Source organism: Bacillus sp. AP8 (assembly GCF_000321185.1).
Taxonomy (GTDB): Bacteria; Bacillota; Bacilli; order Bacillales; family DSM-1321; genus Bacillus_AD; species Bacillus_AD massilioanorexius.
The window spans coordinates 33434-58743 of sequence record NZ_CAPG01000048.1 but is presented as its reverse complement, the minus strand read 5'-3'; the positions used below and the strand labels follow the sequence as shown (position 1 = coordinate 58743).

The 25310-nt window shown below is 34.5% G+C and carries 24 protein-coding genes, 1 riboswitch and 2 other annotated features; of the genes, 22 read left to right on the top strand and 2 right to left on the bottom strand.

Annotated elements, in window-relative coordinates:
• Positions 1 to 21 precede the first annotated feature (21 nt).
• The gene (gene ysxE / locus BN349_RS13085; RefSeq protein ID WP_019242778.1) at positions 22 to 1068 is read left to right on the top strand and encodes a spore coat protein YsxE; all 1047 of its coding nucleotides are present in this window, start codon (positions 22 to 24) and stop codon (positions 1066 to 1068) included.
• Between the two features lie 394 nt (positions 1069 to 1462).
• Here ysxE and BN349_RS26385 read toward each other — a convergent pair whose 3' ends face one another.
• On the bottom strand, positions 1463 to 1654 hold the full coding sequence (locus tag BN349_RS26385; RefSeq protein WP_081591241.1) for a hypothetical protein: 192 nt from the start codon (positions 1652 to 1654) through the stop codon (positions 1463 to 1465).
• Positions 1655 to 1923: 269 nt separating this feature from the next.
• Positions 1924 to 2156: a binding site (T-box leader), on the top strand.
• A 50-nt stretch (positions 2157 to 2206) separates the two neighbouring features.
• Here BN349_RS26385 and BN349_RS13080 point away from each other — a divergent pair.
• From BN349_RS13080 to BN349_RS12975, 21 genes are all read left to right on the top strand, one after another.
• Entirely contained in the window at positions 2207 to 4855 is a 2649-nt protein-coding gene (locus BN349_RS13080; RefSeq protein WP_019242776.1) for a valine--tRNA ligase, read from the top strand.
• Between the two features lie 223 nt (positions 4856 to 5078).
• Positions 5079 to 5243: riboswitch (M-box (ykoK) riboswitch) on the top strand.
• A 287-nt stretch (positions 5244 to 5530) separates the two neighbouring features.
• Positions 5531 to 6472 carry a magnesium transporter CorA family protein gene (locus tag BN349_RS13075; protein WP_019242775.1) on the top strand — a complete coding sequence of 314 codons (942 nt, stop codon included), beginning with the start codon at positions 5531 to 5533 and terminating at the stop codon, positions 6470 to 6472.
• A gap of 284 nt (positions 6473 to 6756) precedes the next feature.
• Positions 6757 to 8052, top strand: coding sequence for a bifunctional folylpolyglutamate synthase/dihydrofolate synthase (locus tag BN349_RS13070; RefSeq protein ID WP_019242774.1), 1296 nt, complete (start codon positions 6757 to 6759; stop codon positions 8050 to 8052).
• 244 nt (positions 8053 to 8296) lie between these two features.
• A complete protein-coding gene (locus BN349_RS13065) occupies positions 8297 to 9052 on the top strand; it encodes a prepilin peptidase (protein WP_019242773.1) in 756 nt (251 codons plus the stop codon).
• A gap of 616 nt (positions 9053 to 9668) precedes the next feature.
• Positions 9669 to 10670 carry a hypothetical protein gene (locus tag BN349_RS13055; protein ID WP_019242771.1) on the top strand — a complete coding sequence of 334 codons (1002 nt, stop codon included), beginning with the start codon at positions 9669 to 9671 and terminating at the stop codon, positions 10668 to 10670.
• Positions 10671 to 11001: 331 nt separating this feature from the next.
• Positions 11002 to 11559: a Maf family protein gene (locus BN349_RS13050; protein WP_019242770.1), complete on the top strand. Its 558-nt coding sequence runs from the start codon at positions 11002 to 11004 to the stop codon at positions 11557 to 11559.
• Positions 11560 to 11640: 81 nt separating this feature from the next.
• Positions 11641 to 12315 carry a RadC family protein gene (gene radC, locus BN349_RS13045; RefSeq protein WP_232423559.1) on the top strand — a complete coding sequence of 225 codons (675 nt, stop codon included), beginning with the start codon at positions 11641 to 11643 and terminating at the stop codon, positions 12313 to 12315.
• Positions 12316 to 12469: 154 nt separating this feature from the next.
• On the top strand, positions 12470 to 13483 hold the full coding sequence (locus BN349_RS13040) for a rod shape-determining protein (protein WP_019242768.1): 1014 nt from the start codon (positions 12470 to 12472) through the stop codon (positions 13481 to 13483).
• A gap of 427 nt (positions 13484 to 13910) precedes the next feature.
• Entirely contained in the window at positions 13911 to 14807 is an 897-nt protein-coding gene (gene mreC / locus BN349_RS13035; RefSeq protein WP_019242767.1) for a rod shape-determining protein MreC, read from the top strand.
• Positions 14804 to 15343 carry a rod shape-determining protein MreD gene (gene mreD, locus BN349_RS13030; protein ID WP_019242766.1) on the top strand — a complete coding sequence of 180 codons (540 nt, stop codon included), beginning with the start codon at positions 14804 to 14806 and terminating at the stop codon, positions 15341 to 15343. Before mreC ends, mreD begins: the two co-directional genes overlap by 4 nt.
• 74 nt (positions 15344 to 15417) lie before the next feature.
• On the top strand, positions 15418 to 16107 hold the full coding sequence (minC, locus tag BN349_RS13025) for a septum site-determining protein MinC (RefSeq protein ID WP_019242765.1): 690 nt from the start codon (positions 15418 to 15420) through the stop codon (positions 16105 to 16107).
• A 2-nt stretch (positions 16108 to 16109) separates the two neighbouring features.
• Positions 16110 to 16913, top strand: a complete 804-nt coding sequence (gene minD, locus BN349_RS13020; protein ID WP_019242764.1) for a septum site-determining protein MinD — start codon at positions 16110 to 16112, stop codon at positions 16911 to 16913.
• A 377-nt stretch (positions 16914 to 17290) separates the two neighbouring features.
• Complete coding sequence (locus BN349_RS23940; protein ID WP_019242763.1) at positions 17291 to 17995, top strand: M23 family metallopeptidase; 705 nt, start codon at positions 17291 to 17293, stop codon at positions 17993 to 17995.
• A complete protein-coding gene (locus BN349_RS13010; protein ID WP_019242762.1) occupies positions 17988 to 18851 on the top strand; it encodes a M50 family metallopeptidase in 864 nt (287 codons plus the stop codon). Before BN349_RS23940 ends, BN349_RS13010 begins: the two co-directional genes overlap by 8 nt.
• Positions 18852 to 19353: 502 nt before the next feature.
• A complete protein-coding gene (locus BN349_RS13005; protein WP_019242761.1) occupies positions 19354 to 20775 on the top strand; it encodes an Rne/Rng family ribonuclease in 1422 nt (473 codons plus the stop codon).
• Between the two features lie 88 nt (positions 20776 to 20863).
• Positions 20864 to 20945: a sequence feature (ribosomal protein L21 leader region), on the top strand.
• 14 nt (positions 20946 to 20959) lie between these two features.
• A complete protein-coding gene (gene rplU / locus BN349_RS13000; RefSeq protein WP_019242760.1) occupies positions 20960 to 21268 on the top strand; it encodes a 50S ribosomal protein L21 in 309 nt (102 codons plus the stop codon).
• A gap of 8 nt (positions 21269 to 21276) precedes the next feature.
• Positions 21277 to 21609, top strand: a complete 333-nt coding sequence (locus BN349_RS12995; protein ID WP_019242759.1) for a ribosomal-processing cysteine protease Prp — start codon at positions 21277 to 21279, stop codon at positions 21607 to 21609.
• Between the two features lie 12 nt (positions 21610 to 21621).
• Positions 21622 to 21912: a 50S ribosomal protein L27 gene (rpmA, locus tag BN349_RS12990; protein WP_019242758.1), complete on the top strand. Its 291-nt coding sequence runs from the start codon at positions 21622 to 21624 to the stop codon at positions 21910 to 21912.
• A 448-nt stretch (positions 21913 to 22360) separates the two neighbouring features.
• Positions 22361 to 22900, top strand: coding sequence for a Spo0B C-terminal domain-containing protein (locus BN349_RS12985; protein WP_019242757.1), 540 nt, complete (start codon positions 22361 to 22363; stop codon positions 22898 to 22900).
• Between the two features lie 53 nt (positions 22901 to 22953).
• The gene (obgE, locus tag BN349_RS12980; RefSeq protein WP_019242756.1) at positions 22954 to 24243 is read left to right on the top strand and encodes a GTPase ObgE; all 1290 of its coding nucleotides are present in this window, start codon (positions 22954 to 22956) and stop codon (positions 24241 to 24243) included.
• A gap of 18 nt (positions 24244 to 24261) precedes the next feature.
• Positions 24262 to 24711 (top strand): ACT domain-containing protein, encoded by a 450-nt coding sequence (locus BN349_RS12975; protein ID WP_019242755.1) that lies wholly within the window; start codon positions 24262 to 24264, stop codon positions 24709 to 24711.
• A gap of 30 nt (positions 24712 to 24741) precedes the next feature.
• On the opposite strand, the gene BN349_RS23935 is transcribed toward BN349_RS12975, so the two are convergent.
• Positions 24742 to 25263 (bottom strand): methyl-accepting chemotaxis protein, encoded by a 522-nt coding sequence (locus BN349_RS23935; RefSeq protein ID WP_332306679.1) that lies wholly within the window; start codon positions 25261 to 25263, stop codon positions 24742 to 24744.
• Between the last annotated feature and the right edge of the window lie 47 nt (positions 25264 to 25310).

Below are 25310 nucleotides of genomic sequence, written 5' to 3'. Positions count from 1 at the left end.
CCTTGAAAGTGAGGAATGTAGATGGATAGGAGCGAAAAAAATCAAAAGGATATAGAATTTATCATCAATCAATATGAGCTTCAATTCCAGTATTCCGAATCATTTGGGCGGGTCTTTAAAGTATATACAACGGAAGGGACATTTGCTTTAAAAAAAATATCACCTTTGCATAGTATGGATTTTATTAAACATGTGCAACGATTGTATCAGAGAGGTTATAACCGTGTTGTACCTATCTATTTAACAAGTGATGGGCGCTATGGTGTTTTATATCAAAATAATCTCTACTATTTAATGCCTTGGCTAAATAATGAAGATTATGGTGAAAGAAATGAAAAGCATAAGCAAATGTTTCGAGAACTTGCTCGTATGCATGTATTGACAGCGAAAGATTTAAAGATTGAAAAAGAAGATAGAGAAATTCACTATCAAAAAACGACGGATACATGGGAGAAGCAGCAGAAGTTTTTAGAAGAATTCATTGAGCGCTGTGAAAAGAAATGGTATATGTCACCCTTTGAATTAATGTTTTGTTCTTATTATTACGATGTTTCCCAAGCACTTTCTTTTTCAACTAAGAAGTTAGAGGAATGGTATGATAAAACAAAAGACGATGAAAAAGTAAGGACAGTCGTTATTCATGGTAAAATTTCAATTAAGCATTTTTTGATTAATGATCGGGGTGCAGGGTATTTTATTAACTTTGAAAACTCAAAATCTGCACCTCAGCATTTCGATTTGCTCCCTTTCTTTGTGAAATATTGCAATTCATATCCAGCTCGTTGTGATGAATGTATAGAATGGCTATACCATTACTATAAATATTATCCAATGAGAGAAGAGGAAATGATGTTATTCTTAAGCTATTTAGCTTATCCAACTCAATTTTTGCAAACTGTTGAAGCATATCATGAGCGAAAATATGATCTACAATCCGAATATCAGTATGTAAAACAATTGCAAAAAAACTATTGGCAATTAAAAAATATCGAATATATTGTAATGAAAATTGATGAAATTGAAGCTCAAAAAAAAGCTGCGCAGGCTGAGGGTCAAGACAGTGAATAAAAGAGCTAGGGTTGCTAAGGTGTCTGAAATGTTATTCATTCAGGCATCTTTTTTACAATTTAAGAAAAGGATGTTGGATTTGTTCGAAGACTTAATTAACAACTATTGATTTGTAACAAAGTTTGTGGAAAATGCCTAAAATAAATAGCTGTTTCAAAACTATGAAACAGCTCAAATAATTTTAGACAGATTATTAATTTGACAATCATTTTGTTGAACATTTATTAGTTGTATTATTATGAACAGTTGAAACTAATAAGAAATAAATGTTGAAAATCAGTATGATAAACAAAACCTGCATGTGAGGAACGAGCGGAGAAGGCTTTGCATTTTCTAGCCACTAAGCGAACGGATTAAAGCCATTATTAATATAATACTTTAACAGAGTGTGCCTTTAAAAAATGTTGAATCGGATGCTTGCTGCTATACAAACTAAGACCAATAGTAATAAAACATCAAAAGTTGTTGGAAAGAAAAAAGTTCGTATGGCCTGAAATATACAAATTGGGATAATAAAAGGCTTACACATATTCATTAAGTTTCGGACCCATGGTGGTTTATTATACGGACTATATCGTCTTTTCATCTTTTTGTCTCCTTTATGAAAAAAGTTGAAAGTACATAATGAACTCAAGGATATCTATACAATTCTTTTGAGGTTATTGGTTTATACTTCCTTTTTTCAATTGGTCAATCATGCTTAATCTTTACGTTCCTTGATATTTTATGGAAAAGGGCGGGAAATGTGAATATATTGTAGTCAAGTAGAAAACAATTGAATATTATAAAGAAAAATGGTAAGAATGATTGACGAAAGAACCATTTTTTCTGTACTATAGTAATAATTAAATAATAGCAATAGCTGAGAATGGGAGTAGTAAGTTTGAAGTCTACTTTAAGAGAGAAAAGCCAATAGCTGAAAGGCTTTTTAAGTAAGAGCAAACTGAAGTAGCCCAGGAGCTGCTTTTATGAAATAGTTAGTAGTAAAAGCCGGTGTAGAGCCGTTATTATTTTAAGCGCCAATTAAGTGTACATAGATTTAATTGGAATAAAGGTGGTACCGCGAATCAACTCTCTTCGTCCTTTTTTAGGAAGAGAGTTTTTTTATGTTCAATTGAATGATTAGGAGGAAGACATAATGGACAATAATCAAACATCAATGCCGACTAAGTATGATCCGCAAACGATTGAAAAAGGTCGCTATGACTGGTGGGTAAAAGGTGGCTTTTTCAAGGCAGAAAGCGATGAGAAGAAATCGCCATATACAATTGTTATTCCACCACCAAACGTTACAGGTAAACTTCATCTAGGTCACGCTTGGGATACGACTTTACAAGATATTTTAACTCGTATGAAAAGAATGCAAGGATATGACGTTCTTTGGTTACCAGGTATGGACCATGCGGGTATTGCTACTCAAGCCAAGGTTGAAGAGAAGCTACGTAATGAAGGTGTTAGCCGTTATGACCTCGGTCGTGAGAAATTCGTTGAAGAAACATGGAGATGGAAAGAAGAATACGCTGGTCACATTCGTGAACAGTGGGCAAAAATGGGTCTTGGTTTAGACTATTCAAGAGAGCGATTCACACTTGATGAAGGCTTATCAAAAGCCGTAAACCAAGTATTCGTTTCTCTTTACAAAAAAGGTTTAATCTATCGTGGTGAGTACATCATCAACTGGGATCCGTCTACGAAAACAGCTCTTTCCGACATCGAGGTTATTTACAAGGATGTTCAAGGTGCTTTCTATCATATGAAATATCCTTTAGCAGATGGTTCAGGATGTGTTGAAGTTGCTACAACTCGTCCAGAAACAATGCTTGGAGATTCTGGTGTAGCTGTACATCCTGAAGATGAGCGTTATAAGCACTTAATCGGAAAGACAGTAATCCTTCCAATCGTTGGTCGCGAAATTCCAATCGTTGCCGATGATTATGTAGATAAAGAATTCGGTACTGGTGTAGTTAAAATGACTCCAGCACATGACCCTAATGACTTTGAAGTAGGTAACCGTCATAATTTAGAACGTATTCTTGTAATGAATGAAGATGGAACAATGAATGCAAAAGCTGGTAAATATGAAGGTATGGATCGTTTCGAATGCCGTAAGCAAATCGTAAAAGACCTTCAGGAACAAGGCGTTCTTATCAAAATTGAAGAGCATATGCACTCTGTAGGTCATTCTGAACGTAGTGGCGCAGTTGTTGAGCCATACCTTTCTACTCAATGGTTCGTTAAAATGCAACCTCTTGCTGACGAAGCAATTGCTCTTCAACAAAAAGAAGAAGAGAAAGTTAACTTCGTACCAGAGCGTTTCGAGAAAACATATTTACGCTGGATGGAAAACATTCGCGATTGGTGTATTTCTCGTCAATTATGGTGGGGACACCGTATTCCAGCTTGGTATCACAATGAAACAGGTGAAGTGTATGTAGGAACAGAAGCACCTGCTGATGCTGAGAACTGGACTCAAGACAAAGACGTATTAGATACTTGGTTCTCTTCAGCGTTGTGGCCGTTCTCAACATTAGGCTGGCCAGATGAAAACAGTGAAGATTTCAAGCGTTACTATCCAACATCTGCTTTAGTAACGGGTTATGATATTATCTTCTTCTGGGTTTCTCGTATGATATTCCAAGGTAGGGAATTTACAGGACAACGTCCATTTAAAGATGTTCTGATTCACGGTCTAGTTCGTGACAGTGAAGGACGCAAAATGAGTAAATCTCTTGGCAACGGTGTTGATCCAATGGATGTAATCGACAAGTACGGTTGTGATTCATTACGTTATTTCTTATCAACAGGAAGCTCACCAGGTCAAGATTTACGTTTCTCGATTGAGAAAGTAGAAAGCATTTGGAACTTCGCGAATAAGATTTGGAATGCATCACGTTTCGCGTTAATGAACATGGATGGCATGACATACGAAGAAATTGACTTAACTGGTAAAAAATCAGTAGCAGACAAATGGATTCTTACTCGCTTAAATGAAACAATTGAAACAGTTACTCGTCTAGCTGATAAATATGAGTTTGGTGAAGTTGGTCGTGTGCTTTATAACTTCATCTGGGATGATTTCTGTGACTGGTATATCGAAATGGCGAAGCTTCCACTATACGGTGAAGATGAAGAAGCGAAGAAAACAACTCGTTCTATCCTTGCTTATGTATTAGATAACACAATGAGATTGCTACACCCATTCATGCCATTTATCACAGAAGAAATCTGGCAAAACCTACCTCACAAAGGGGAAACAATTGTAAAAGCAGCATGGCCAACTGTGAATGAAAATCTTACTGACAACCAAGCGGCTGAAGATATGAAGCTATTAGTGGAAATCATCCGCTCTGTACGTAATATTCGTGCAGAAGTAAATACACCACTAAGCAAGAAAATCAACTTAATCTTAAAAGCGAAAGACGAAAAGATTGCTCAAAGTTTGAAAGATAACAGCGGCTACATCGAACGCTTCTGTAATCCTGAAGTATTAACAATCGGTACAGATGTTGAAGAGCCAAGTCAAGCAATGACAGCTGTTGTAACAGGTGCAGAAGTAGTTCTTCCTCTTCTTGGGTTAATTAATGTTGAAGAAGAAGTGAAGCGTCTAGAGAAAGAACTTGATAAGTTGAACAAAGAAGTAGAGCGTGTTCAGAAGAAATTAAGCAATGAAGGCTTTGTGAAGAAAGCACCTGAAAAGGTTATTGAAGAAGAGCGTGCAAAAGAAAAAGATTACAGCGAAAAACGCGATGCGGTTATTCGTCGTATTCAAGAATTACAAAATATTTAAATGATGTGAAAAAGCATGTTAGGGTTAACCTAACATGCTTTTTCTTTGCTTGTTCATACAGATGGTATGCAAATATAACCATCAACGGAATATAGCTTTGAGCATGAAATCAATTTGGAAACATAATCAATACGATGAACTTTAATTCTAAAAAGTAAAGAGGATCACTGTATTGACAGTAGGATTTAATGGTGGTATGTTTTTTTTGTAGTATTATACAAATTGAATACTCTGTTAGGTGAGGCTCCTGTATTAGAGATAAGCTGCTGCCCAAAAATGTCGAGAGACGCCAATGGGTCAACAAGAAAGGTCGGATGAAGGCCTTTTTTAACGTAGCTGGTTGTTAACCTATGCTATACAGTGCCAAAGCTCAACGATGGAGAATAGAATATTACTGTAAGTGAGTTATATATTTAACCCTGCTTATGGTGTTTATTTAACTAGGATTTTAACCTTTATTTCTCTTTCGTGAATAAAGGTTTTTATTTTTTTATCAGGATTTGCGCCCATGTAAATCGTGAATATTAACGAATTCAAGCTTTAGAGCTTGGAAGAATGGAAAGGATGTGAGGAGCGTGAGTAGTGAGGACCCGTCGCCGAATAGTACCAACATTGAAGAATTATTACTTAGCTGTTCCTCACATTTGAGGTGAACAGCTGTAAGAGGGTGATTGCATGCTGTCTATCTATTGTGTAGATAAACAAGAAAAATTAATTCAAGTACCTAATAGTACAAAAGGATGTTGGGTAAATGTAGTTAATCCAACAGTTGAAGAAATTAATCGACTAGAAAGAGACTTTCAATTGGAAGATACTGATTTTCTTAGAGATGCGCTAGATGAGGAAGAACAAGCTCGTGTTGAAAAAGATGAGAATGAACTCAGAATCATTGTTGAAATTCCAATTTGTTCAAAAGATGATGAAGGTAATGAAGAGTTTGGAACCATACCGTTGGGATTAATTGTAAAAGATGATATCATGATTACCATTTGTGCACAAGAAAATGAAATTATGAATGTATTTACGAATAACCAATTAAAGAATTTTAATCCTAAATTGAAAACCCGATTTGTATTACAGCTTTTTCAGCAAATCGCTTCCTACTTCTTAAGATACTTAAGAAGAATAAATAAAATGTCTAATAGTATTGAGAAAGAGCTACATCTAGCTTTAAAGAACTCTAAGTTGCTAGAATTATATACTTTAGAGAAAAGTTTAGTCTATTTTTCAACATCATTAGAATCTAATCATTTTATTATGGAGAAATTTTTATCACAAAATCATTTGAAAATGTATGAAGATGATCAAGGTTTATTGAATGATGTTATTATAGAAAATAAACAAGCGATACGAATGGCGCAAATTTATAGCTCGATATTAGGATCTACGATTAATTCGTTTGCTTCCATTATATCGAATAATGTAAATCATATTGTTAAGATGCTTACTTCGGTAACAATCATTATCGCTATTCCTACAATGTTAGCAAGTATATATGGTATGAATGTAAAATTACCATTTGAAGGACATTTACATGCATTTTCTATGATCATGATTACCTCAACTGTGCTTTCTATTATTGTTGGTTTAGTATTTTGGAAGAAGAAATATTTTTAATGATGAATATAAAAAGACGACTTTTCCATATATGAATGGAAGGTCGTTTTTTTGTATAGCTCAGTTAAATAATATCGTTGATTTTGATTTATTTTAAGTGAAAATGTTAGGCAAACTGTAAGTACAATAAGAAGGGGTTTTCATTTATGTGGAGAGGTTCAGTCTATACATCTCTACACTATAGTGTGTGCTTTTCTTATTGTACAGTGTATTTTTTTTCATATATGATAAAAGATAGTGCTAAAATAAATAAAGCGGATTGACTATTCAAAAGGGGAATTATTATGCTGCAAAAAATAGAGGATATGTACGATTATTTTGCTAAACGAGAACAACGCTTTGGAATGAATTTTGGTTTGGAAAGAATGGATGCATTATTAGAGGGGCTACATATACAACATAATCAGCAAAAGTTTATTCATTTAGCTGGTACGAATGGTAAGGGATCAACCTTGCATTATCTGAAGAAAATATTATCTTCACAAGGCTATAGAGTTGGGACGTTTACTTCTCCGCATATTGAAAGTATTAAAGAAAGAATTATGATTAATGATGAATATATAGAGGAAGAAGATTTTTTACGTTTATTCAATACAGTGGTTCAATATGTTGAAAGTATGGAGCAGGAGAATGTTTTTCCTACCCAGTTTGAGATTTTGACTATTATTGCACTTATGTATTTTCAAGAGAAAAAACCTGATTATGTATTAATGGAAACAGGTCTAGGAGGTAGACTTGATTCAACGAACGTAATTCACTCACTTATTTCCATTATTACAAATATATCGTTAGATCATACTAATATTCTAGGGAATAAAATAAGTGGCATTGCAGCTGAAAAAGCGGGAATTATTAAAGAAGATTCTATTGTCATAACTGGAGTAAAGGATGAAGAAGCATTACCAGTTATTAAAGCAAAAGCTTCAGAAATGAATAGTGAAATACTTGTCATTAATGAGAACTTCTATGTTGAAAGTAAAATGCCTACTCAAAATGGCGAAGTATTTCATTACTGTTTTGGAAATCATACATTTGAAGACTGTATGATTTCGATGTTAGGGAAGCATCAGATTGACAATGCATCTTTAGCAATAACAGCTGCTTTAGTACTACGTGATAAATATAACGTTACCCTTACTAATGAGGCGATTAGAACTGGCTTATTAGCTGCTAACTGGAAAGGTCGCTTAGAAACGATTAGTGAGACTCCAAAAATTATTGTTGATGGATCACATAATGAAGCAGGAATCTCTGCTTTAATTGATACACTAAAAGCGAGATACCGTGACAAGAAGATTATTATCGTGACAGCAGCGCTTGCTGATAAAGATGTGGATTCTATGATATCCATGCTTGAAGAAGTAGCGGACCACATGATTTGTACTCAATTTGAAATGGACCGTGCACTTGAGGCTGAAAAGCTAGCAACACATTGTAAAAATGTACCGTGTAGTATCGAGATGTCTTGGGAGAAAGCTTTAGAAAAAAGCTTAGAAATGGTGGATGATGATTCATTAATCGTTGTGACAGGTTCACTTTACTTTTTATATTATGCTAGACCTTATCTAATGAAATACTGATTGAAAAGTAAGAAGTATAATAGTGTATGATGCTTAATCTACATGAATAAAGCAGCTCCAAATTCTAGGATGGACTTTTGGAGGTGCTTTATTTGTTTTAGTTTTGAAATTTTAATTTTTACAAAATTGTGTATTATATGGATAATTTTGCTATATTGTCTTAATGGTAGAATAAAATACGTTATAATAGTGTAATAGTACGGTTTGAAGTTAATATGGAAAATAATAGTTCTAAGGAGAAAATATGGAGTTATTTGTATTTTTTTATCTTGGTGTAGTCGGTTTGATTTTTGGTTCATTTTTTAATGTAGTTGGCTTACGAATTCCAAAGAAACAGTCTATTGTGCATCCAAGATCATCGTGTCCAAACTGTGGGCGTGTACTTACTAGTAAGGAATTAATTCCTGTTTTCTCATACTTGATACAAAGGAGAAAATGTCGGAACTGTCACGTGCAAATTTCTTTTATCTATCCAATGATGGAATTACTAACGGGCCTATTGTTTGCTGTTACCCCTCTAATTATCGGATGGAATAGTCAACTTTTTGTTGCATATCTGTTTATTTCAATGCTTATGATCATTACGGTATCTGATATGGCGTATATGGTAATTCCAGATAAGATTCTCCTGTTTTTTTTAGTTGTATTTATTATTTTGCATTTTTTTTTATCGATGCCGTCATGGCTGGATTCTATTGCTGGAGCTGTAATTGGTTTTGGAATATTATTTCTTATAGCTTTAATTAGTAATGGCGGTTTGGGTGGAGGAGATATCAAATTATTTGCTGTCATAGGTTTTATATTAGGTTTAAAGCTTACACTATTAGCTTTATTTTTTTCTATTTTTTACGGTGCTTTTATCGGTCTTTTTTTAATGGGTTTCGGATTCGTGAAAAGTAAGCAACCAGTGCCATTTGGTCCATTTATTACAATTGGATCATTAACGGCTTATTTCTTTGGGGGAAGAATTGTTAATTGGTATTTTGGTGTATTTATTTAGTGGAAATTTTTGGTTTTAAGTAATAGAAAAGTGCTAGTGCTAACAGTTTAGAGTTGTATTTTACTAAGGATCTTATGTGGTGGTTTCGAAATATTAGAAGATTTGAAAAAAGATTTACCACAAATGGAAGCTACGAAGCCTAGTGAAAAGAAAAAACCGTTGAGTACAAGTCCAATGACACTAAAATTGGTTCGTCAACCTAAATCAAGCAACAGAGGAGATTATATCAATTAGATAAAAAGAGTTTATCGGTTTATCATTTGCAAAAAGGAAATGAAATATCATAGCGAGCTTGCATCAAAATATAAAGATAACTGTTTTAAATTTGTATTCATAAGAAAAGTAAAAATAAGTTCGAGTTTTTTATTTGTCATTGGAATTACTCTGCAACCCTAAATAATAGGTAGGAATTTGTTATTCATAATAGGGTCGTGTAGATTATGATACGAATGGCAATTTAATATATTTTCTCCCGATTTTAGAGAAATAAATCAAAAAATCTCGCTATTTAGATTTATTTGACGAAAGCTATTGATAACAAGACGACAAAAGTCTTGTTATTTTTTTTTTCGACTATGATAGGATGAAACAAAAAGTCGAGAGGAGGCAGCTTTCAATGGACAAGCTCGACCGTCAAAATACGATTAAAATCAAATTAAATAATAAAGGAAAGCAATATAAAGAAGAGGAGATTGAGAACAAAAAAGTCGTTCATTCACAGCAACCAGAAGAAAGTCAAGAAGATATTGACCAAACAGCTGCAACCAGTACATCTAACGAGGAAAATAATAAGGAAGATGAAAGTTTTGAATGGGTGTTACCATCTGAAGAATATAAAGAGCAACCGACTGTGGAAAGTAGTATTTTTACTTATACTAGTAAAGAAAAAACAGTAAATAAGAATCGAGGATTTCAAAAACTTGTTTTATCCGTTGTAGTAGCAATTTTTGTAGGTTTTGGACTTATGTATGTTGTTTTAAAAACAATAACAGCTAAAGAGGATTTACCGGTAACTAAAATAGAAGAAACGAAGCCAGTTAACTCACAAAAGCCATCAGAATCTATTTCTTTATTTCCAATGGTAATAAATGTGGTTCAAGGAGGGGTCTTTAGTAGTAAAGTTGCTGCTGAGGATCAGCAACTTCAATTTATTAATCAAGGAATTCCGGCTGAGGTTATTACTCAAAAGGACAAGTATTATATTGTCCTTTTCGCTAGTGATTCTCTAGAACATGCTAAAGAGATTTCAACAAAATATAAGAATCAGATTTCTGATGCTTACTGGAAAGAGTTTACGCTTGAAGGAGGAACATCAAAGTTATCTAAGCAGGATATTCAAAAAATTGTCGCAACTAATGCACTATTTAAACAGTTAACGAAAGTTTCTACTAACGTTATGCTATCGACAGGTCAAGTGGATACGAGTAAGTTGCAATCAACCTTACAAGATGTACAAAAAATGAAGGCGGATAATGTTAAGATTGACGAATTGGTTTCTATTTTATCTAGTGCCATCAGTGAAATAAAAGAAAATGCAAATTCTTTTGAAGATAGTATTAACATTCAATCACAATTATTACAGTACATTACATTATATACTGAGTTAATAAAGTCATAATTCAATTATTTTCTGGGAAATAAGACAATATTCGCAGGTCTAATTATGTGTTATTTACCATTATATAGTATGAAATGTAAATGTAATGAAACCGTTAATTTATTATGATTCATTCTGAGAGGATAAAGTGATAGACTAAATCAGTAAAGTAGGAATCTGAGGGTAAGGGAAATATCCGTCATACTACTTCTTAGCTCATTTAAGTAGCATGACGGATATTGTTGTGTTTGCACGGATTGCTCTAAGCGGTTATTGTAGAAAAAGTCTAAATTTGATACGATTATATTGTATCTCTCTGTATGAATAAAAATTAAAGGTTAAGGTGAACTACATGACTTCTCTTATATTAGCTTCTGCATCACCCCGAAGAAAAGAACTTCTTACTCTACTAGATATTCCCTTTTTATCGTATTCCACTGATATTGATGAAACCATTTTACCTAATACTGCACCTGAGGAAGCTGTTCAACAGCTTGCATATAAAAAAGCATATGCTGCTCTTCAAACACATAGTCAAGCAATCATCATTGGCTGTGATACAATAGTTGTGCATAACGGCAATATACTTGGTAAGCCAAAGGATGCCGAAGATGCTATCAATACGTTATCACAGCTCTCTGGTCACACTCATTCTGTTTTAACTGGTGTTAGTATTATGACTAAAGACAGTAGTATATGCTTTTATGAGAAAACGGAAGTGACATTTTGGGAGCTTACACAGCAGGATATTTTAACGTATATTGACAGCGGTGAGCCATTTGATAAAGCTGGCTCATATGGGATTCAAGGAAAAGCAGCTCTATTTGTTAAAGGAATACAAGGTGATTACTACAATGTTGTAGGTCTACCTGTATCTCGATTGGCTCGAGAACTTTCACAGTTTCGTTAATACACCTATACGAAATAATAGCTTTCTTTTTTGTCATGGAAATACAAAAAAGAAAGGATGAATTTTCAATTGAGCGGATCTATGATGATACGTGATTTTCCAAATAGTGAAAGGCCACGTGAACGTTTTATTCACGGAGGGCCGCAAAGTTTGTCGAATCAAGAATTAATTGCGTTACTTTTACGAACAGGGACGAAAAATGAATCTGTATTACAGCTCTCTGAACGATTAATCGCCCATTTTGATGGTTTAAGAATGTTAAAAGATGCTTCGATAGAAGAAATTACAAGCATTAATGGAATTGGCGAAGCAAAAGCTATTCAATTATTAGCGGCTGTTGAGATTGGCAGGAGAGTGAGTAATCTATGCTATACAGATCGATATGTTATTCGTTCACCTGAGGATTGTGCAAATTATTGTATGAATGATATGCGTTTTCTAACTCAGGAACATTTCGTTTGTATTTATTTAAATACAAAAAATCAAGTGCTCCATAAGCAGACAATATTTATTGGTAGCTTGAACGCATCCATTGTGCACCCTCGTGAAGTGTTTAAAGAAGCCTTTCGTCGTTCTGCTGCTTCTATTATATGTATTCACAATCATCCATCAGGAGACCCAACTCCAAGTAAGGAGGATATTGAGGTAACAAAAAGATTAATAGAGTGTGGTAAAATAATAGGGATTGATGTTTTGGATCATTTGATTATTGGTGAGAAAAAATATGTTAGCTTAAAAGAAAAAGGATATTTATGACACTTTCATATTAAAAGCCGTTGTACTATAATATAATTTGTGATTTTTTAGTAAAACAATGAAAAATAATGATAATAAAAACAGTGGTTTATACTAATAATTGTGAATTACTTTAACTTGTTTTGAATTGATGTTCAGAAAGGGAGATACATTTATGTTTGGAATTGGTACGAAAGACCTTGGGATAGATTTAGGGACAGCTAATACACTTGTATATTTAAAAGGAAAAGGTATTGCAGTGCGTGAACCGTCTGTAGTAGCTTTTCATACAGATACTAAACAAATTGTTGCCGTAGGTAATGATGCGAAAAATATGATTGGACGTACTCCAGGTAATGTAGTGGCTATGCGCCCTATGAAAGACGGAGTTATCGCTGATTACGAAACTACAAAAGAAATGATGAAATATTACATGAATCAAGCACAGAAGAAGGGCGTTTTTGCTCGTAATCCTTATGTAATGGTTTGTGTACCTTCTGGTATTACTGCAGTTGAAAAACGTGCTGTTATTGATGCTACAAGACAAGCTGGAGCCCGTGATGCATATACGATTGAAGAGCCTTTTGCAGCTGCAATTGGTGCAAACCTTCCTGTATGGGAGCCAACTGGTAGCATGGTAGTTGATATTGGTGGTGGTACAACGGAGGTAGCCATTATTTCACTTGGTGGAATTGTAACAAGTCAATCTGTACGTGTTGCTGGTGATGAAATGGACGAGTCTATTGTAAACTACATTAGAAAAACGTATAATTTAATGATTGGTGAAAGAACAGCTGAAACAATTAAAGTGGAAATTGGATCAGCAGGAGATGCTGAAGGTATTGAAAATATGGAAATTCGTGGTCGAGATTTACTGACAGGATTACCAAAAACAATTGAAATTTCTGCAAAAGAAATTTGTGAGGCATTACATGACACAGTATTTGCAATTGTTGAATCCGTAAAGAATACATTGGAAAAAACTCCGCCAGAATTAGCAGCAGATATTATGGATCGTGGAATCGTGTTAACAGGTGGAGGAGCTTTACTTCGCAATTTAGATAAAGTAATCAGTGATGAAACAAAAATGCCAGTTATCATTGCGGAAGATCCACTTGATTGTGTAGCAATCGGAACAGGTAAAGCGTTAGATCATATCCATGAATTTAGAAATCGTGCAAAAATATAATAAATAAGACTTAAAGCTCTTCACATTCTAAGGTATACTTATGTATGTGAAGAGATTTCTTTACGTTTTTTTATCAGATAATGATGGATATAAATTTATATCCTCTTTCTTGCCACAGAGCACTAGTCCCTTAAGGACATCAGTTAACCCATCCAGAAGGGCAATAGCATCCTTCTAGCCGGCTCATCTGATGCTGGTCGGGGCTTACCAATGTGCTTGCGCTTTTCTTATAATGTTTTAGAAACATGGCTTTGTATATATGAATGGTTGGTATCACAAATATAGTCGTCATTTCTTGAGAGTATGTCTCTATTGACAATAAATACTCTTTAATGAGAAGAGAATATTTGAAATGTTCTATAATATTAACTGTGTAATATCGTAAAGCCGAAAATTAAATAAGATTATCATTAATAGAGGTGTACTCATGCCACAGTTCTTCCTAAATAAGAAACTTATCGTGCTTTTAATAAGTATAATTATTCTCGTGGCATTGATTGGTTTTTCATTAAAAGAAAAAGATAGCCGTAGTTGGCCAGAACAATTTGTAAAGGATACAACTGGTTTTTTTCAGCAAATTTTTCATACACCAGCACAATTTATAGTTGGTGTTTTTGAAGATTTACGTAATCTTCAAAATACTTATGAAGAGAATGAAAAACTAAAAGCTCGCTTGAACGAATATGTACAGCTTAAAACACAAGTTCAAGATCTTGAAAAAGAGAAAAAAGAGCTAGAAGATGCCTTGGACAAGCAAGATGATTTGCGTGATTATTCACCTGTTCAAGCTACTGTAATTGGTAGAAACCCTGATAGATGGCAGGAGCTAGTTATTATCAATAAAGGTAAACTTCATGGTATTGAGAAAAATATGGCCGTGATGACATCGAAAGGTTTAATCGGGAAAGTAAAATCATCAAATCAATTTTCCTCTACTGTACAATTATTAAGTACAATGGATCCAAAAAATCGTATTTCAGCTGCTATTCAGTTAGGTGGTAACAAAGAAATTTACGGTTTAGTAGAAGGATACGATCAAGAGAAAAAACGATTGCTTTTGAAGAAAATTCCATTTGATACAAAAGTTAAAAAAGGTTCATATGTTATAACTTCAGGTTTAGGTGGAGTTTTTCCAAAAGGATTACCAATTGGTGAAGTTGAAGAAGTTAAAATCGATCAATATGGTTTAACTCAAACAGCTTATATTAAACCATTCGCTGATTTTTACGATATTAATCATGTAATGGTAGTAGACCCAAAACTGGATAAAAAGAAAGTCACAGCAGGACTAGAAGATGTAGAATTTGGGGAGGGTGGCTTGTGAAAAAGCTATACATCCCCATATGTTTAGCCTTATTATTTGTATTTGAAAGTTTGTTTTTGAATCTTTTTTCAGAAGGCTTTTTTAATAGTGATTATTTATTTGTTCCTCGATTTTTGATTATCTTTTTTGTCTTCTTTGTAGTATATGGAAATCGACGTTCTGTAATTGTGTATGGTGCAATTGTTGGACTTATTTTTGATATCACTTATACCGAAATATTAGGAATTTACTTATTTGTATTTCCTGTGATTATTTATTTAGTGTCAAAAGCAATGAAGGTGTTACAAAATAATATATTTATGGTATCGCTGATTTCTTTGGTCACAGTCGTGCTTTTAGAATTTATTATGTATGGTGTTAATTACATTTTAGGTTTTGCAAATGAGACATTACAAGAGTTTATGATGATCCGTTTATTACCGACTCTGCTATTGAATTTAGTGTTTATCATTATATTTGCTTATCCGTTCAAACAATTATTTGTAAAGTATGCAACGGATGAAAGTCAAGATTCTTTTTTTAGAAAGCGTTCTTAACTACTATTTTTCTTATGGCTTTAAAGGATTTCGAAATGACAGTGTAGAATATAGAATTGTTGAGGTGGCATGGCGTGATAAATAATAGAAATTTACAAAATGTTATAATCAAAGGCACAAAAGATGGACTTACGCTTCATCTCGATGATTCTAGTTCTTTTAAAGAGATTATTGAAGAACTAAAAGAAAAGCTTTTTTCTTCTGCCGGATTACAAAAAGACGCTCCGTCAATGAGTGTCAATGTACATACAGGAAATAGACAATTTTCTAAAGAAGAAGAAGAACAAATTATTTCTACTATCCAAAGTAATAATAAATTAGTTGTAGAAAAAATATTATCTAATGTTATTATGCGACAGGAAGCCATGCAGTTGAAAATGGCTACTGAAATCAAGTCGATTGTTGGAATGGTGCGTTCTGGACAGGTACTAGAAGTCCCAGGAGATTTATTGTTGATTGGTGATGTGAATCCTGGTGGAGTTATACTAGCAGGTGGAAATATTTTTATTATCGGTTCTTTAAAAGGAAGAGCGCATGCAGGCTATGATGGTAATAAAGAAGCCGTTGTTGCAGCGAGCTTCATGACTTCTGCCCAAATTAGTATTGCAGAAGTGAACACTACAACTGTTACATCTGTATCAGAGGATAGTTTAAGTTTATATTGTGCCTACTTAAATAATGAACAACAACAGATAGTCTTCGATAGAATTCAAGCTTTAAAAGAACTTAGACCTAATTTAAATAGATTAGAAGGGGGACTCTAATCGTGGGTGAAGCAATAGTTATTACATCAGGCAAAGGTGGAGTTGGAAAAACAACGACCTCTGCAAATCTTGGAACGTCACTTGCCCTTATGGGAAAGAAAGTTTGCCTTGTAGATACTGATATAGGTCTGCGCAATCTAGATGTTATTATGGGACTTGAGAATAGAATTATATATGATCTTGTCGATGTAGTGGAGGAGAGATGTAAGATTCATCAAGCTCTTGTTAAAGACAAACGCTTTGAAGGGTTATTATATTTATTACCAGCAGCACAGACAAGTGATAAATCTGCCGTTTCTCCAGAACAAATGAAAAAGTTAATTTCAGAATTGAAGCAAGACTATGATTATATCATTATCGATTGTCCAGCAGGAATTGAGCAAGGATATAAAAACGCAGTTGCTGGTGCAGACCAAGCTATCGTTGTAACAACTCCTGAAAAGGCTGCTGTACGTGATGCGGATCGTATTATTGGTCTTCTAGAAAAGGAAGAAAATGTTGCGGCTCCTAGGCTCATTATTAATCGTATTCGTAGTCATATGATGGGCAATGGAGATATGCTTGATATTGATGAGATTACTACGCATCTATCTATTGAATTACTAGGGATAGTTACAGATGACGATCAAGTAATTAAAGCTTCGAATCAAGGAGAGCCAATAGCGATGGATCCGAATAATCCAGCCTCTATTGCTTATAGAAATATTGCTCGTCGTATTTTAGGCGAATCCATTCCATTACAGCCGTTAGAAAGTCAACAAACGGGTGTGTTTGCGAAAATTAAAAAAATGTTTGGTGTTCGTTAACCAATAATACATAAGTAAAGGTATTCTAAAAGTTTATTTTAGGATACCTTTTTTATTTTTGCTGTTTTTTATAAGATTGTTGTTTCTAAATAAGTTCGGTGAATAAAATAGCGTTAAAAGGTTGATTGGAGCAGAGGGACAGAAGATGAAAGCGAGTATCCTGAGCAGAATCAAATCTACTTATATTCTCACTTATTCATAGGAAACAAAGTATGCGATAACAGCTTTATTTTTATAATTCTGTTTTTTTATTTTTAGGAATAGAGAGGACAAGTCTCTCATATAGTGTTAATAACATTTTGCTTTGTAAAGGAGTACGACGAAGTGATGAATGATAGAAGGAGAGAAATAAAAAAACGTATAAAGAAAAGAAAAAAATGATGGATAATCGACATAACAAAATCGACTCTGCTAGCTCTTCTTTTAATCCATCTTATGTAACATCCTATGATATGGAAGATGAGAAAAATCATCCGTTATTTCGAAAGGATCTTTTTTTGTTAAAGGTGTTAATTTCGGGGATTTTGTTTGTTGGCATCGCCCTTCTTTATAAGTATCCAAATGATCGTTTACAATCGGTAAAAACAATAGTTACGAATTCCTTCGAAAAAGAACTTCAGTTTGCATTTGTAACGAATTGGTATGAGGATACTTTCGGCAAACCTATCGCATTTTTACCTTCGGACCGTAAAAACACATCGCCAGACAGTGAGCAAGTTAGTTCTAAGTATGATATTCCTATAAATGGTGTTGTCTCGCAAGATTTTGCTAGTAACGGTGAAGGAATTATATTAGATACTGATAAAAATGTAAAGGTGGCTGCTGTTCAAGAGGGAACAGTTGTCTTTGTTGGAAAAAAAGAAAAATGGGGGAATACAGTTATCATACAGCACCGCGACTTTAGTGAATCATGGTATGGAAATCTAGATAATACAAATGTTCAGGTTTATGATGCTGTAGAAAAAGGAGAAAAATTGGGCATTGTAGCAAATAGTACAGATGACTCCAAGGGTCAGATGTTTTTTGCCATAAAAAAAGATGATAAGTTTATCGATCCAAATCAGGTGATGTCATTTGAATAAATATTTTAAGCTTATCAATAAAGTGAAAATCCATCCTACTTTATGGATTGTGATAGGAATTGCTGTTCTAACGGCACATTTCCAAGCGATATTGATGCTGTTTTTGGTTATATTCGTTCATGAGATGGGACATGCTTGCTGTGCGACTTACTATAAATGGAGAATTAAATCGATTATGATCCTTCCGTTTGGAGGAATGATGGAAACGGACGAGTATGGAAATAGGACATTAAAGGAAGACTTGTTTGTCATTCTATTTGGTCCTTTGCAGCATTTATGGTTATTTTTACTGGCTTTTTCACTTCATTTTGTAGGTCTTATTCAAGATGATACTTTTACAACGTTTTCTTATGTGAATGGAGCTGTATGTTTATTTAATCTTCTTCCAATATGGCCACTTGATGGAGGAAAAATTTTATTTTTGTTTTTATCATTCCGTTATTCCTTTATTAAAAGCCATAAACTAGCTTTGCAATTATCGTTAACCATATCCGTTCTACTGTTCTTAGTTATGATTTCACTAGGTTGGTCTAGCTTGAATGCTCTCATTATTTTTGCCTTTATTGTTTATTCGATTGTAATGGACTGGAGGCAAAGACAGTATATCTTCATGCGTTTCTTATTAGAAAGACATTATGGCAAACAAATGGACTTCGTACAGCTAAAGCCGATTACTGTCGATGAAAGTGAAAGACTCCATTCCATCTTGCAGAAGTTTCAGCGAGGCTGTAAGCATCCAATTGTTGTTACAAAGAATGGTAAAGAAAGAGGCGCTCTTGACGAAAATGAAATATTGCATGCCTATTTTTCCGAAAAGAAGACGTCAATCAAAATAGGGGAACTATTATACTTATAGCAAATATGTTATCCTTTCTTCAGAATAGTAGGAGAAAAATAAGACAAGTTATCTGTTTTTTATGCTAATACGGTTTGGTAAGGCTTATGGGAAAAAGCTGTTTTTAAGTTGTTTAGTTCTAATAGCTAACTCAACAAGGGTATAAGCAATCCGTCAAAATTAACGTTCTTGACGGATTGCCTTATGTTGGCCGAAGTTGAAATATTACTTCAGCTTTTCGACTTCCTGGACGATTCCTTTTTGATTGAAAGGGAAATGTTGCATGAAAAGAATAGAAGATGTAAGATTTCACACAGATAGAAGTTTTACCAAATAGGATCGATTAACAAGATAAAAAGTATGAGAATTTGAACTTTGTTTATTGTCTAGCTCCAGCGCCTTAGCCATTCGAGGTCATAAGCAAGTAACATAGAAGAATAGAAAAAATCCTTCTATGCTACTTGCTTATGACGGTCAGGGCTGAACAAGGCACTTGCGCTTTTCTCACAAGAAGGGATTTTTTATGAGGAAAATTGTTGTTAATAGTTTGTCTAGAGAAAAAAGAATCGCTGTTTTAGAGGATGATCAGCTTCAAAAGCTGCATTTAATGAATACATACGAAGAAAGTCTCGTTGGAAATATTTATATTGCTCGAGTGGAAAAAATTGTACCAGGAATGGATGCAGCTTTTGTTAATTTTGGTAGTAATAAAAATGGCTTTCTTCATAAGGAAGATATTATTGCTTATGCATCAAAAGAAAAAGGTACATCCATTTCCCAGGTTATAACTCAGGGTGAAAAAATACTTGTCCAAGTTGTCCGAGATGAGACAGAGCATAAAGGTGCAAGAGTTACTGGTTATGTTGAAATATCTACTCCTTTTATGGTGTATACACCGCATCAGAATTATATTGCTATTTCAAAAAAGGTTTCGCTAACTGAGCGTAGTAAATGGAATAAAATAGCGAAAGAGAACCTACAACCTAAGGAAGGTATGTTAATTCGGACAGAAATGGTATCAAAGGATGTTGAATTTTTTCTAAACGAGTTGAAGAATTGTCGTGAACAATACCAAGAGTTGCAAAAGAAAATAAGTAATGTGAAAGTACCGAGTATGGTGCAGAAACAAAATAAACTTTTTCAATTGATCCGTTCTGAAATGAAGAATGCACAAGGTGTTGTTTATCTTGATGATTTTTCCATGTATCAAATGCTAAAAGAACTAGCAGATGACCAATGGGAGTTTGTTTACAGTCGAGAGAAAGAAAATATATTTGTTGCTTTTGATATTGAAGATAAAATCGAAAGGTTGAAAAAACGAATTGTCTGGTTAGAGAACGGTAGCTTCCTCGTTATTGAAGAAGGAGAGGCTATGACTACAATTGATGTTAATACAGGCAAATTTACAGGAAAGAACAATAAGGAAAATACCTTATTATCCGTCAATCTTTTGGCTGCTAAAGAAAGTATGAAGCAAATACAATTACGTAATCTTAGTGGCATGATTTTGATTGATTTTATTAATTTTACCAACAAAAGTGATCAACAATTAGTGATTGAAGAAATAAAAAAAGTGATAAAGTTAGATTCTGTCACAACGAAAATAATGGGATTTACAGAATTGGGTATATTGCAATTAACTAGGAAGGTAACATCCTCGTCTTTATTACAATACTCTACTTCCATCTGTCCAACCTGTAAGGGAGTCGGGAGAGTGGAAAGTGCTCAGGCAGCAGCGTTTCGTTTAGAGCGTGAATTATTGATGTATCGAAATAGCGATTATCGAACAGCTATCATTGATTTAACAAATGATATTTGGCAATGGTTTTCAGGGGGAAATCATTGGTATAAGGAGAAGTTAGAAACAGACTCAGGAATAAAAATGAAAGCGAATATTATAGAAGCGGAGAAACCGTATTTCACTATTAAACAATTACTTGAATAAAGTGATGGATGAAAGTGAATTAGGATGAAAACAAGTTGACAGCTTTGCTGTTTTTATGATAGTATTCTCTTGTTATGTTTGTAGCGCACCTTAGCTACAACCGCTCAGATCAGGTATAAAGTATTTGCTTTTCTGTAAATCACCTGTGATCGGCGAGTCTTAACTATTATGAGGAGGTGCAAGTATGTACGCAATTATCGAAACTGGTGGTAAACAAATCAAAGTAGCTGCTGGAGATGTAGTTTACGTTGAAAAACTAAACGCAGCTGAAGGCGAAACAGTTACATTTGACAAAGTTTTATTCGTAGGTGGAGAAAACGTGAAAGTTGGTAGCCCAACTGTTGAAGGCGTTACTGTAACAGGTAAAGTTGAAAAACAAGGCAAACAAAAGAAAATCATCGTTTTCAAATACAAAGCGAAGAAAAACTATCATAAAAAACAAGGTCACCGTCAACCATACACTAAAGTTGTTATCGAAGCAATCAACGCGTAAGGTGAACGATGATTACTGTAAAATTTGATTATAAGCAGGGAAAGATTGCTTCTTTCACTATGAATGGTCATGCTAATTTTGCAAAACATGGTTCGGATATTGTTTGTGCAGGAGCATCAGCAGTTTCTTTTGGAACCGTGAATAGCATAATAAGCTTAACGGATGTTGAGCCCATTATTGATACGAACGGTGACGGTGGTTACCTACGTTGTGAAATTCCAGCTGATTTATCAGCGGATACACAAGATAAGGTACAGCTTTTATTAGAAGCAATGCTTGTTTCTTTACAAACAATTCAAAGAGATTATGGGAAATATATAAAAATTAACCTCAATAAATAGGAGGTGGAACATATGTTAAGATTAGATCTTCAGTTCTTTGCTTCTAAAAAAGGAGTAGGTTCTACAAAGAATGGTCGTGATTCTCAAGCTAAACGTCTAGGCGCTAAAGCTGGAGATGGAGAATTCGTATCTGGTGGTTCAATCCTTTACCGTCAACGCGGTACAAAGATTTATCCAGGTGAAAACGTAGGACGCGGTGGAGATGATACTTTATTTGCGAAAATAGACGGACAAGTTCGTTTCGAGCGTTTCGGTCGTGACCGCAAAAAAGTTAGCGTATATCCAGTTGCACAAGAAGCTTAATTGCTTTTAACCGAAAACTCTAGCCTTTTAGGTTAGAGTTTTCTTTGTAGTTAGCGAAATTCATATATTCTAGACTTATGTATCACTTTTTTATTGGAATATGTTGAAGTCTAGCAACAGCGTCTAGCCCTTTGAAAGCATAAGCCAAACCATCTAAGCAGAGAGGCAAAATATCTCTAGATGGCTTGTCTTATGCTAGTCAGAGGCCAATTGGATGTAAGTTACAGCCAAGTCACAGCGGTGTAGTCACTGGAATTGATGTGCAAGCTGTTGTTCCATACTTGCAAGGCGCTTGCGCTTATGTTCTTATAATGTTTCCTCATTATTAGACCCTCATTATATTACTCATTAACAATTATTTCTTTTCTGATATACTAAACATATGTGAGCAAATGGGATTGATTTAAAATTTTACAAACGTGTAATTTTAAGTTGGGAGATTATTTTTATGGATAAAAAATGGGGTATTGTAGAATTATTAGGCTATGCAAGACATGATTGGCTAAATAAGATACAGTTAATAAAGGGCAACTTAGAATTAGACAAAGGGGATTATGTAAAGGAAATAATTGAAACAATAATTAGTGAGGCTAAGAACGAAGCAAAGCTCTCTAATTTACAGATGCCAAAACTAACAGAACTATTCATTACTAGTAAATGGAGAGACTTTTCTTTTATATTGAATTATGAAGTTCTGCAAGTAACAAAGGGCTCTCTCAATGTAGATGATTTAATGTATAGCTGGATGGAATCTTTTTTTGGTGTTCTTCAAGCTGCATTAGATTCTTATGAACAAAATGATTTAAGGGTAGTCATTTATGAAAGTGAAAATCATCTTAGATTTACCTTCGATTTAGAGGGTAAGATTATAGATATGGATGCTATTGATTCTTTTCTTAAAGTAGTGCCATCATTAGCAACAGTTACAATGGCATCGTTCACAAATGAAGAACTTGTGTTTGATATAAGCTGGAATTGTCACTCTTAATAATAGCTACATAGAAATCAGCAAAAGTTTTATTCGAAAGAGGAAGTGATTTAATGTTCGTCGATCAAGTTAAGATATATGTTAGAGGTGGAGATGGCGGAAATGGAATGGTTGCATTCCGTCGTGAAAAATATGTTCCAAATGGTGGACCAGCAGGTGGAGATGGCGGTAAAGGTGCAAATGTTGTGTTTCAGGTTGAAGAAGGACTACGTACTCTTGTAGATTTTCGCTTTAAAAAGCATTTTAAAGCAGATCGTGGAGTGCATGGCATGTCTAAAGGTATGCATGGAAAAAATGCAGAGGATATGATTGTAAAGGTTCCACCGGGTACTGTTGTTCGTGATGAACAAACAAATCAGGTTATTGCTGATTTAACTGAGCACGGTCAAACGGCCATTATAGCGAAAGGTGGACGTGGAGGTCGGGGGAATACTCGTTTTGCTACTCCAGCCAATCCAGCACCAGAAATTGCTGAAAATGGAGAACCAGGTCAAGAACGTAATGTGATTTTAGAATTGAAATTATTAGCGGATGTTGGTCTTGTAGGATTCCCGAGTGTAGGTAAATCTACATTACTATCCGTCGTTTCAGCGGCTAAACCGAAAATCGCTGAATACCATTTCACAACGATTACACCTAATTTAGGAGTGGTAGCAACTGAGGATAATCGTAGCTTTGTTATGGCTGATCTTCCAGGTCTGATTGAAGGTGCGTCTGAAGGAGTAGGGCTTGGTCATCAATTCTTAAGACATATCGAGAGAACAAGAGTAATTGTACATGTTATAGATATGTCGGGACTAGAAGGAAGAGACCCATACGAAGATTATGTTACCATTAATAATGAGTTGAAAGAATATAATCTTCGTTTAACAGAAAGACCACAGATTATTGCAGCAAATAAAATGGATATGCCTGATTCAGAGGAAAATTTAAAAGCTTTTAAAGAAAAAGTTGGAGAGGATCTACCAATCTTCCCTATATCTTCATTCACACGTGAGGGTATTCGAGAGTTATTATTTGCAGTAGCAGATAAGCTTGAAGAAACTCCTGAGTTTCCTCTTGAGCATGAGTCTGAGGAAGCTGGTGTTCATCGTGTTATGTACAAATTTGAAGATGATACAAAAGAATTTGAAATTTCTCGTGAACCAGATGGTCGCTTTGTCGTTACTGGTGATAAGATTGAAAGATTGTTTGTCATGACTGACTTCAATCGAGATGCTTCTATTGCTCGATTTGCAAGACAACTTCGCTCATATGGAGTGGATGATGCATTAAGAGAACGAGGAGCAAAAGATGGTGATATCGTTAAAATTTGTGAATTTGAGTTTGAATTTGTAGAGTAACATTTTGGGGTGGATACTTTGAAAAAGAACGATCATAAATTTTATTTAGTTCGTGAAGATGTGTTACCTGAAGCGATGCAAAAGACTTTGGATGCAAAAGAGCTTATTCAACGTGGGAAGGCAGAATCAGTGTGGGAAGCGGTTCAGAAGGTTGATTTAAGTCGTAGTGCGTTTTATAAATATCGTGATACAGTATTTCCATTTCATACGATCGTAAAAGAAAAGATCATCACATTGTTTTTTCACCTCGAAGATCGTTCGGGTACATTGTCTAATTTATTAGGCATTGTGGCTGAATCAGGTTGTAATGTATTAACCATACATCAAACGATTCCTATCCAAGGAAGAGCGAATGTGACTTTATCATTAAATGTAAGCTCCATGAATACGACGATAGATGGATTATTAACGAATTTAAAACGATTAGAATTTGTAGATAAGGTAGAAGTATTAGGCTCAGGAGCATAAGAGAGAACAAAGCTACTAAAAGAGGCTGTTTTAAACGGTTGACGTTGAGACAGCCTCTTTTTCATTAGAGCGAGTGTCGAGTAGTTGTAATACGTTACTACTTTCTATGACTTTATCATTAATAGAGTGAATTTGTTTGACAGTTTGATCTACATCTGAATTTCCGAACTTAGCTTGGTCAATTATGATAGAACCAGTTTCTGAAATGGTAGAAGAATTTTTAGCTAAATTATGGATAGCTAACGTAATTTCATCTAATGAATGAGAGCTTTCAATTAGATGTTGATTACTTCGTTCAGCACCGTTAGCGATTAATTGAATCGACTGTGTCATTTCTTCTGCTGTTCTATTTGTTTCTTCCGCACTAGCTGTTAATTGTTCAGAAGCCGCCACTTGTTCAGCTGAATTGGCTACCTCACCAATTAAATGTTTTAATTGCTTTTTCATATGATTAAAGTCCTTAGCTAATTGTCCAAGTTCATCTTTGGATTGAATTTGAACATTTTCACCTGTAAAATCACCTGCAGCCGTTTTAGTCAATTCGTTGCTTATTTTTATTATTGGTTATGTAAGCTTTCCTGAGTAAAAAAAGGCACAAA

Excerpts from the sequence above, each read along its gene's own strand:
- mreC (WP_019242767.1), top strand. The coding sequence starts at position 13,911 with ATGCCACAGTTCTTCCTAAATAAGAAACTTATCGTGCTTTTAATAAGT.
- BN349_RS23940 (WP_019242763.1), top strand. The coding sequence starts at position 17,291 with ATGATGGATAATCGACATAACAAAATCGACTCTGCTAGCTCTTCTTTT.
- BN349_RS13005 (WP_019242761.1), top strand. The coding sequence starts at position 19,354 with ATGAGGAAAATTGTTGTTAATAGTTTGTCTAGAGAAAAAAGAATCGCT.
- BN349_RS13040 (WP_019242768.1), top strand. The coding sequence starts at position 12,470 with ATGTTTGGAATTGGTACGAAAGACCTTGGGATAGATTTAGGGACAGCT.
- BN349_RS13055 (WP_019242771.1), top strand. The coding sequence starts at position 9,669 with ATGGACAAGCTCGACCGTCAAAATACGATTAAAATCAAATTAAATAAT.
- BN349_RS13075 (WP_019242775.1), top strand. The coding sequence starts at position 5,531 with ATGCTGTCTATCTATTGTGTAGATAAACAAGAAAAATTAATTCAAGTA.
- BN349_RS13080 (WP_019242776.1), top strand. The coding sequence starts at position 2,207 with ATGGACAATAATCAAACATCAATGCCGACTAAGTATGATCCGCAAACG.
- BN349_RS26385 (WP_081591241.1), bottom strand. The coding sequence starts at position 1,654 with ATGAAAAGACGATATAGTCCGTATAATAAACCACCATGGGTCCGAAAC.
- rpmA (WP_019242758.1), top strand. The coding sequence starts at position 21,622 with ATGTTAAGATTAGATCTTCAGTTCTTTGCTTCTAAAAAAGGAGTAGGT.
- BN349_RS13065 (WP_019242773.1), top strand. The coding sequence starts at position 8,297 with ATGGAGTTATTTGTATTTTTTTATCTTGGTGTAGTCGGTTTGATTTTT.
- BN349_RS12995 (WP_019242759.1), top strand. The coding sequence starts at position 21,277 with ATGATTACTGTAAAATTTGATTATAAGCAGGGAAAGATTGCTTCTTTC.
- BN349_RS13070 (WP_019242774.1), top strand. The coding sequence starts at position 6,757 with ATGCTGCAAAAAATAGAGGATATGTACGATTATTTTGCTAAACGAGAA.
- rplU (WP_019242760.1), top strand. The coding sequence starts at position 20,960 with ATGTACGCAATTATCGAAACTGGTGGTAAACAAATCAAAGTAGCTGCT.
- BN349_RS13050 (WP_019242770.1), top strand. The coding sequence starts at position 11,002 with ATGACTTCTCTTATATTAGCTTCTGCATCACCCCGAAGAAAAGAACTT.
- BN349_RS12985 (WP_019242757.1), top strand. The coding sequence starts at position 22,361 with ATGGATAAAAAATGGGGTATTGTAGAATTATTAGGCTATGCAAGACAT.
- ysxE (WP_019242778.1), top strand. The coding sequence starts at position 22 with ATGGATAGGAGCGAAAAAAATCAAAAGGATATAGAATTTATCATCAAT.
- obgE (WP_019242756.1), top strand. The coding sequence starts at position 22,954 with ATGTTCGTCGATCAAGTTAAGATATATGTTAGAGGTGGAGATGGCGGA.
- radC (WP_232423559.1), top strand. The coding sequence starts at position 11,641 with ATGATGATACGTGATTTTCCAAATAGTGAAAGGCCACGTGAACGTTTT.